The organism is Citrobacter sp. wls757, from assembly GCF_005280935.1.
GTDB classification, from domain to species: domain Bacteria; phylum Pseudomonadota; class Gammaproteobacteria; order Enterobacterales; family Enterobacteriaceae; genus Citrobacter; species Citrobacter portucalensis.
This window is the reverse complement of sequence record NZ_SZWU01000036.1, coordinates 17,733-26,787: the sequence shown is the minus strand read 5'-3', so window position 1 is coordinate 26,787 and position 9,055 is coordinate 17,733. Positions and strand designations below refer to the sequence as shown.

Genomic DNA, 9,055 nt, shown 5'->3' with positions numbered 1-9,055 from the left:
GGATGTGGGGGTTCGAGTCCCCCCCCTCGCACCACGACTTAAAGAATTGAACTAAAAATTCAAAAAGCAGTAAAACGGCGAGTAGCGCAGCTTGGTAGCGCAACTGGTTTGGGACCAGTGGGTCGGAGGTTCGAATCCTCTCTCGCCGACCAATTTTGAACCCCGCTTCGGCGGGGTTTTTTGTTTTCAGATTTTCCCTTCTTAGCCTGCGCATCTGCGAATTTCCTGAAGTCTTAAAAAGTCCGAATACCTGGTTTTTGCAGTGCAATCGTGGCATGCGTTGTGCAATAATATGCGGGTAGATGCTCATTCCATCTCTTATGTTCGCCATCTGGCCTCATAAACTCAGGAATGATGCAGAGCCGTTTACGGTGCTTATCGTCCACAGACAGATGTCGCTCAGGCCTCATCAAACACCATGGACATAACGTTGAGTGAAGCACCCATTTATGTTGTCATACAGACCTGTTTAACGCCTGCTCCTTACCGAGCGGGCGTTTTTTTATGCATAAACAAAATCCTTCGAGCGACTTCTCGAAGGATTTTGTTTATACGATTGAAAAATATGTAGGCCCGGTAAGCGAAAGCGCCACCGGGCATTCAGGAGTTACTGCGGGGGATTGTTGTTCTGCAGCGTCAACATCAGGCCATCACGGCGCATGGCGGCGGCTTCTTCCGGCTGGTGCAGTCTGTCCAGCGCGTCAGCAAGCCAGGCGTAGTCATAGGCATCCGGGCGCTGTTTGAGAGCGGCACGGAAGGCGAGTGTAGCTTCCTGCCATTCCCCATGCTTCATTAACGACTGACCCAGCGTACTCCACAGCAACGGGCGATCGCCCACGGCTTTAATCTGCTGGCGCAGCACTTTTTCTATCTGTTCCGGATTATTGGTTTTCAGACGCGGGATCGGCAGCACCAGGCGGTCATCGTACTGACGTTTCAAACCATCAATGATGACCTGCTGCGCTGTATCGTGATCGTCACACTCAATCAGATGTTCAGCCATTGCTACCTGCAAAGCAACCTGATGACGGGTTTTACGGCTCTGGTTTTTCCACCATGCACGCAGCCCCTCGCTGCCCTGATCGGCGCGGACTTGATCCATCAAGCCAACCCATGCCTGTTGTTCCAGCATGGCGCGGTGCTCGTCATCACCCACATGCGCTTTTGCCATGGATGGGATGATATCCAGCAAGGAACTCCATGCGCCGGTGCGAATGTAGGCCTGCTCAGCCAGACGCAGCACTTCCGGATGACGTGGCGTCACTTCCAGCAGTTTGTCTACGCTGTGGCGTGCGGCGTGATTTTCATTACGCGCCAGTTGCAGGCGAACGCGAGCGATTTCTACCGGGATCGTATCATTTCCGGCCAGTTCGGCAGCACGCTCAAGGTGTTGGTTGGCGCGCGCTTCGTCACCGCGCTGCTGAGCCGCTTCTGCCGCCAGCAGGTAATTCACTACCGGCTGTTCTGCATGATCGGCATTTTTCGACATCAGCTTCTCAACCTGCTGATAGTCACCTTCTGCCAGTTTGAGCAGCGCCTGTTCGGTCTGCTTACGGGCGCGACGTCGCTTACGACCCACAAACCACCCACGGGTATGTGCGCCGGTGCGGAAGATTCGGCGCAACAGCCATTCAATCGCAAACAGGACGACCATGGCGACGATAAGGATGATCACCAGGCCCGTAACGCTGGTTTCGATATTGTAGTTATCCGTCTGGATCAGCACGTAACCCTGATGACCGGCTATCATCGGACCGACGACGATCCCGGCGATCAACAGCACAAAGAGCAACAATACTTTTAGCATCATTATTCTCCTTGCGGCGCGGTTGCCGGAGCATCTGTCGAAGGCGCTGGCGCAGGTGCTACTGCTACCGGTGCTGTGGCAGGCTGCGCCAGTAAATTACGTACGCGGGTCTGCATTAACTTGTCGAGAATAGCCTGGCTCTGCAGCGTTTCCGGAACATCCATACTGATGCTTTGCTGGCTCAGTTGGTCTACTTCTTCAAGGAACGCTTTGGTCGCTGCATCGTCGGTGTCGTAGTAAGCACGCACCCATGTGGAGACATTTTCCAGCGCCTGGCGGTATGTTTCTTCCTGATGACGCGGCACGGCCTGTGCGGCCACTAACAGACGAGAACGGATGTTCTCACGTAAGTAAACATCCTGGTTCGGTGCCAGCAGCGGGACGGCGGTTTCATCACGACGGCGAATAGTGATAAAGCTGTCCATAAAGTTCTGCCAGCTTTTTTGCAGATTGACGCGCCATTCACTAATCGAACTGGAAAGCTCGCTGCTGTCAGAGTCCATTGGAGAATCGTCGGTGTCGTTGTCGGCCAGACGCAGGTTATCAATCTGATTAGAGAGCTGATTCACTTTCAGGATAATGCCGTCATAGTCGACCTGAGTCACCGCGGAGAGGCTCGCGATGTCGTCAGTAATCGCACGTCGCGCGGTAATTAAGCTCGGGTCGTTCATATCCGCCAGGCTGGCGTCGGCGCTTTTCAACAGCGCAGCGGCGGTGGTGACGTCCTGATCGCTCCATAATTTACGACCGGCCAGTTTCACCAGAAAATCAGCCTGCGCCAGCAGCCATGTGCCAGCATCGCTGCCGGAGATGGTGGCGACTTTTTGCTGGACTTCATCAAGCTGTTTGACCAGCGCGGCCTGCTGGCGAGTGGCTTCATCCAGCTGTGTTGCCTGCTGTTTAATAATGCCTTCCAGCTCAGCTTTTTGGCTTTCCTGCGCTTTTTGCAGCGCCGTCAGCTGGTTCGCCAGCGCATCGCTGGTTGCCGTTTGTGTTGTTGCCTGTTGTTTCCCCCAGCCGTACAGCCCAACGCCTGCAGCCAGCGCAATAGCAATCGCCACAGCGCTCAGAATCAGCGCCGTGCTGTTCTTACTCTTCTTTTCAGTATTGACTGGCTGTGACGTGGTTTCCACGGCCTCCCTGGTCTCTTCAACCACGGCGGAGGATTTTTCTTGTTCCGTCATTATGGCATCCCATTATGAGAGTTATTGTAATGCGCGTAGTAGCGCATCGTTGTCGGCGTTATCAGCGACCTTAATATCTTGCCAGCCCAGTTCCCGGGCGAGGTGCGCCAGACGCTCACTGACGACCAACAGCCGACAGCGTAGTAACCAGTGCTCACGATACCACTGCGGAATGAGCGACCAGAGCTGTTGTAGCATCTCTCCGCTGGTGACAACCACCGTGGTTACGCCACGGGATTGCCAGCGCATAGCTTCTTCCGCACCATCGTAATGTTTTGCACTGCGTTGATAACATTCACAAAAATCGACATCGGCTCCGCGTGCCGTCAGGGTTTCACCTATCAGCTCCCGGCCACCGTTGCCGCGTAATATAAGCGCGCGTTTTCCCGCAATATTTTGTAATTCAGGTAATTGTAGCAAGACTTCGCTAATTTCCCGATCCAGAGGGTAGTGAATATTGAAGCCGCTAACAGTATGCAGCGCCAGCGCCGTTGTACGGCCAATGGCAAAATAACGCGGAAGGGATGGCCAGCTTTTCTCTTGCTGGCGAAGCTCGGCATCTGCAAAGGTGACGGCGTGCTGCGAGAGAGCGAAGACCAGATCGTTCTCCGTCAGCGCCGACAGTCGGGAAGCAACCGTTGCCAGTTCCCGACCAGGTGAAAACTCGATGAGCGGAAAACTCCAGGCCACCTGCCCCAGTGTGCGCAGTCGGCTCACTAACTCTTCCCCTGCGGGAGACGGGCGGGTGACCAGAATACTCATGCGGGGGCTTCTCCGTTATAAACTTCCGCCAGAATGGCGCGCGCACCGTTCTCCAGCAGTTCTTCTGCCAGAGAGATGCCCATCTGTTCGGCATCTTGTGTAGCGCCGCGACGTTCTCCGCATACCATCTGTGAACCGTCTGGCGCGCCGACCAGCGCACGTAGCCAAATCTCACCGTCGATGATTTCGGCATAGCTACCAATAGGTACCTGACATCCCCCTTCCAGGCGGGTGTTCATGGCGCGTTCTGCTTTGACGCGTAGCGCGGTCTCTTCATGGTTGAGCGGCGCTAACAGCGCCTGAGTGCGCATATCATCCAGTCGACATTCTATGCCTACTGCGCCTTGCCCGACAGCGGGCAGGGAGACTTCCGGCGGCAGAGCGGTGCGGACTCGCGACTCAAGACCTAAACGTTTTAATCCGGCGACCGCCAGAATAATGGCGTCATAATCGCCGTTATCCAGTTTGCTGAGGCGCGTGCCTACGTTGCCGCGCAGCGAACGGATGACGAGATCCGGGCGACGCTTCGCCAACTGGCACTGGCGGCGCAAACTGGATGTCCCGACGATGCTGCCTGCGGGGAGTTCATCCAACGTGTTGTACTTATTTGAGACGAAAGCATCGCGCGGATCCTCTCGCTCACAAATGGTGACCAGCCCAAGACCGTCAGGGAATTCAACCGGCACATCCTTCATGGAATGCACGGCGATATCGGCGCGTTTTTCCAGCAGCGCGACTTCCAGCTCTTTAACAAACAACCCTTTCCCCCCGACCTTCGCCAGTGGGGTATCAAGGATCACATCGCCACGGGTTACCATAGGAACCAGTTCCACGATCAGACCGGGGTGGTTTGCCATTAAGGCGTCTTTGACATAATGTGCCTGCCAGAGCGCAAGGGGGCTTTGGCGTGTGGCAATTCTCAAAACATTGTCTAACATGCTTGTTACCGTCATTATCAATCATTGACCATCCTAACATCCTTATCAAAGGGATGTCAGCGTTACGCTCAAACGTAAGTGAGAGGAAAAGGCGCTGCATCATCACTGGCAGTGAATAATGACGAGAAACCTCCCGACCGTATGAAGGAATTTACACGTAACGAACGGTGCTACACTTGTATGTAGCGCATCTTTCTTTACGGTCAATGAGCAAGGTGTTAAATTGATCACGTTTTAGACCATTTTTTCGGCTGAACAGCATTAAAAAATATGGGCGAAAAACAGGTAACGGTTATTTTTGACATACGGTTTATCCGAATTGATGGCGATTATTGTGAGCGCTTGCGCCGCGGCAATCGACAACATGACGGATAGCAACATCAGGCGATACGTCTTGTACCTCTATATTGAGACTCTGAAACAGAGACTGGATGCCATAAATCAACTGCGTGTGGATCGCGCGCTTGCTGCCATGGGACCTGCCTTCCAGCAGGTATACAGTCTGCTGCCGACATTATTGCACTACCACCATCCGCTGATGCCGGGTTACCTCGATGGTAACGTTCCCAAAGGCATATGCTTTTACACGCCTGATGAAACCCAACGCCACTACCTGAACGAACTGGAACTGTACCGCGGTATGTCGCCGCAGGATCCTCCCAAGGGCGAACTGCCGATCACCGGCGTTTACTCAATGGGCAGCACCTCTTCGGTAGGGCAAAGCTGTTCCTCTGACCTTGATATCTGGGTCTGCCATCAATCCTGGCTGGATAGCGAAGAGCGCCAGCTGCTGCAGCGTAAATGTAGTCTGCTCGAAAGCTGGGCCGCCTCGTTGGGCGTGGAAGTCAGCTTCTTCCTGATTGATGAAAACCGTTTCCGTCACAATGAAAGCGGCAGTCTCGGTGGCGAAGACTGTGGCTCGACGCAGCATATCCTGTTGCTTGATGAATTCTATCGCACCGCTGTGCGCCTCGCGGGTAAACGTATTCTGTGGAATATGGTGCCTGGCGACGAAGAAGAGCATTACGACGATTACGTCATGACGCTCTACGCGCAGGGGGTGCTAACGCCAAACGAATGGCTGGATCTCGGCGGACTCAGTTCGCTTTCCGCCGAAGAGTACTTTGGCGCCAGCCTCTGGCAGTTGTACAAGAGTATCGACTCCCCGTACAAAGCGGTGCTGAAAACGCTGCTGCTGGAAGCCTATTCCTGGGAATACCCAAATCCACGCCTGTTGGCGAAAGATATTAAACAGCGCCTGCACGATGGCGAGATCGTCTCTTTTGGTCTCGACCCTTACTGCATGATGCTGGAGCGCGTTACCGAGTACCTCACGGCGATCGAAGATCCGACGCGCCTGGATTTAGTGCGTCGATGTTTCTACTTAAAAGTGTGTGAGAAACTGAGCCGTGAGCGCGCCTGCGTGGGCTGGCGTCGTGAAGTATTAAGTCAGTTAGTGAAAGAGTGGGGCTGGGATGACGCCCGTCTGACCATGCTGGATAACCGCGCTAACTGGAAGATTGACCAGGTACGCGAAGCGCATAACGAACTGCTCGATGCGATGATGCAGAGCTATCGTAATCTGATCCGCTTTGCGCGGCGCAATAACCTCAGCGTCAGCGCCAGCCCGCAGGATATCGGCGTGCTGACCCGTAAGCTGTATGCCGCGTTTGAAGCGTTGCCGGGTAAAGTCACGCTGGTGAACCCACAGATATCTCCGGATCTCTCGGAACCGAATCTGACCTTTATCCATGTACCGCCGGGTCGTGCCAACCGTTCTGGTTGGTATCTCTACAACCGCGCGCCGAACATGGACTCGATCATCAGCCATCAGCCGCTGGAATATAACCGCTATCTCAACAAGCTGGTGGCGTGGGCCTGGTTCAACGGCCTGCTGACCTCGCGTACGCATTTGTTTATTAAGGGCAACGGCATTGTTGATTTGCCGAAGCTGCAGGAAATGGTCGCCGACGTGTCGCACCACTTCCCGCTGCGACTGCCTGCACCAACGCCGAAAGCGCTCTATAGCCCATGCGAAATTCGCCATCTGGCGATTATCGTTAACCTCGAATATGACCCAACGGCAGCGTTTCGCAATCAGGTGGTACATTTTGATTTCCGTAAGCTGGACGTCTTCAGCTTTGGCGAAGAGCAAAATTGCCTGGTAGGAAGCGTCGACCTGCTGTATCGCAACTCGTGGAATGAAGTGCGTACGCTGCACTTCAACGGCGAGCAGGCGATGATTGAAGCGTTAAAAACGATTCTGGGCAAAATGCACCAGGATGCCGCGCCGCCGGATAGCGTCGAAGTGTTCTGCTATAGCCAGCATCTGCGCGGTTTAATTCGCACCCGCGTCCAGCAACTGGTGTCTGAGTGCATCGAATTACGCCTCTCCAGCACCCGTCAGGAAACCGGACGTTTCAAAGCGCTGCGTGTTTCCGGCCAGACGTGGGGATTGTTCTTCGAACGCCTGAACGTTTCGGTACAGAAGCTGGAAAACGCAATTGAATTCTATGGCGCGATTTCACATAACAAACTGCACGGGCTTTCCGTCCAGGTTGAGACCAACCATGTGAAACTGCCGTCGGTGGTCGACGGTTTTGCCAGCGAAGGGATTATTCAGTTCTTTTTCGAAGAAACGGGTGATGAGCAGGGCTTTAATATCTACATTCTGGACGAAAGCAATCGGGCCGAGGTGTATCACCACTGCGAAGGTAGCAAAGAGGAGTTGGTACGAGACGTCAGCCGTTTCTACTCATCGTCGCACGATCGTTTTACCTACGGCTCCAGCTTCATCAACTTTAACCTGCCGCAGTTCTATCAGATTGTGAAAACCGACGGGCGCGCGCAGGTGATTCCGTTCCGCACCCAGCCGATTAGCGCCGTTCCGCCAGCCAGTCAGGACAACGACACGCCGCTGTTACAGCAGTATTTCTCGTGAGTTAACTTGCCCGGTGGCGCGACGCTTACCGGGCTAAAGTAGGCCGGATAAGCAAAGCGCATCCGGCACTAAAGCTTAGCGGAAGCTCACCTCTTCACCCGCCTGCTGCGTTGCCGCTTGTTCCAACAGATCCCAGAACGTTTCGCCGCTTCGGTCGCAGATCCATTCGTCGCCTTTCAGGTCAAAGTGGTAGCCGCCCTGTTTGGTCGCCAGCCACACCTGGTGCAGCGGCTCCTGACGGTTAATGATAATTTTGCTGCCGCTTTCGAAGCTGATGGTCAGCACGCCGCCGTTGATCTCACAATCGATATCGCTGTCGCCATCCCAGTCATCCAGACGTTCTTCAATGGTCATCCACAGGGTGTCAGCAAGGCGATGAAATTCACTGTCGTTCATTTTCTTATCCTATTTTTCGTGATGCCCGCAGTATAACGTGGAATAAATCGCGATGCAGTTTTTAGCCAAACTCTTGCTTTTACGCCTTCTCCTGCGATGATAGAAAACAGAAAGCATGAACTTTACAGGCAATCCATAATGAAAAACGTGTTAAAGCCACTCGCTGTCATTTTTACTCTGTTCAGCCTTACGGGCTGTGGGCTAAAAGGCCCGCTCTATTTCCCGCCAGCTGATAAAACCGCGCCGCCTCCGACCAAGAGCGTTCAGCCGCAATCGCAATCCACCACGCCTGAGAAAAACGATCGTGGGATTAGTGATGGGCCTTCTCAGGTGAATTACTAACGGCAGGAATAGATTTTACATTTCTGTACCCGCGTGAACGGAGTGAATGATGCAATTCTCTAAAATGCATGGCCTTGGCAACGATTTTATGGTCGTCGACGCGGTAACGCAGAATGTCTTTTTCTCACCAGAGCTGATCCGCCGCCTGGCCGACAGACATCTCGGCGTTGGATTTGATCAGCTGCTGGTGGTTGAGCCTCCGTATGATCCGGAGCTGGATTTCCACTACCGTATTTTTAATGCCGACGGCAGTGAAGTGTCACAGTGTGGCAATGGTGCCCGCTGTTTTGCCCGTTTTGTTCGCCTGAAAGGGCTGACCAATAAACGTGATATTCGCGTCAGTACCGCGAATGGTCGTATGGTATTAACCGTAACCGACGACGAGCTGGTGCGGGTGAATATGGGCGAACCCAATTTTGAACCCTCGCAGGTTCCTTTTCGCGCTAACAAAGCAGAGAAGACCTATATTATGCGCGCGGCCGAACAGACAGTATTGTGCGGCGTGGTTTCAATGGGGAACCCGCACTGCGTGATTCAGGTTGATGATGTTGATACGGCCACGGTAGAAACACTGGGACCGGTTCTGGAAAGCCACGAACGCTTCCCTGAACGCGCCAATATCGGATTTATGCAGGTGGTAAAACGCGAGCATATCCGACTGCGCGTCTATGAGCGCGGTGCGGGT

General features: G+C 53.9%; 8 protein-coding genes and 1 tRNA gene. 4 read left to right on the top strand and 5 right to left on the bottom strand.

Going from position 1 to position 9,055, the window contains the following annotated elements; translation table 11 throughout:
• The first annotated feature begins 75 nt into the window (after positions 1-75).
• Positions 76-152: transfer RNA gene (locus FDW94_RS10130), tRNA-Pro, on the top strand.
• Positions 153-607: 455 nt separating this feature from the next.
• On the opposite strand, the gene hemY is transcribed toward FDW94_RS10130, so the two are convergent.
• Genes hemY through hemC form a run of 4 tightly spaced genes read right to left on the bottom strand, consistent with a single transcriptional unit; the run spans position 608 to position 4,691 of the window.
• Entirely contained in the window at positions 608-1,807 is a 1,200-nt protein-coding gene (gene hemY, locus FDW94_RS10125) for a protoheme IX biogenesis protein HemY (RefSeq protein WP_137377528.1), read from the bottom strand.
• Positions 1,808-1,809: 2 nt separating this feature from the next.
• Positions 1,810-2,991, bottom strand: coding sequence for a uroporphyrinogen-III C-methyltransferase (gene hemX / locus FDW94_RS10120; protein ID WP_137377526.1), 1,182 nt, complete (start codon positions 2,989-2,991; stop codon positions 1,810-1,812).
• Between the two features lie 21 nt (positions 2,992-3,012).
• On the bottom strand, positions 3,013-3,753 hold the full coding sequence (hemD, locus tag FDW94_RS10115) for a uroporphyrinogen-III synthase (RefSeq protein ID WP_003828974.1): 741 nt from the start codon (positions 3,751-3,753) through the stop codon (positions 3,013-3,015).
• The gene (gene hemC, locus FDW94_RS10110) at positions 3,750-4,691 is read right to left on the bottom strand and encodes a hydroxymethylbilane synthase (RefSeq protein WP_003841203.1); all 942 of its coding nucleotides are present in this window, start codon (positions 4,689-4,691) and stop codon (positions 3,750-3,752) included. Before hemC ends, hemD begins: the two co-directional genes overlap by 4 nt.
• Positions 4,692-5,085: 394 nt before the next feature.
• Between hemC and cyaA the strand changes: the two genes are divergently transcribed.
• Positions 5,086-7,632, top strand: a complete 2,547-nt coding sequence (gene cyaA, locus FDW94_RS10105; RefSeq protein WP_032934207.1) for a class I adenylate cyclase — start codon at positions 5,086-5,088, stop codon at positions 7,630-7,632.
• 75 nt (positions 7,633-7,707) lie between these two features.
• Here cyaA and cyaY read toward each other — a convergent pair whose 3' ends face one another.
• Positions 7,708-8,028 (bottom strand): iron donor protein CyaY, encoded by a 321-nt coding sequence (gene cyaY, locus FDW94_RS10100; RefSeq protein WP_137377525.1) that lies wholly within the window; start codon positions 8,026-8,028, stop codon positions 7,708-7,710.
• A gap of 138 nt (positions 8,029-8,166) precedes the next feature.
• Between cyaY and FDW94_RS10095 the strand changes: the two genes are divergently transcribed.
• Positions 8,167-8,370 carry a lipoprotein gene (locus tag FDW94_RS10095; protein ID WP_003017937.1) on the top strand — a complete coding sequence of 68 codons (204 nt, stop codon included), beginning with the start codon at positions 8,167-8,169 and terminating at the stop codon, positions 8,368-8,370.
• A 49-nt stretch (positions 8,371-8,419) separates the two neighbouring features.
• On the top strand, positions 8,420-9,055 hold a 636-nt coding region (dapF, locus tag FDW94_RS10090; protein ID WP_249358390.1), incomplete at its 3' end, for a diaminopimelate epimerase.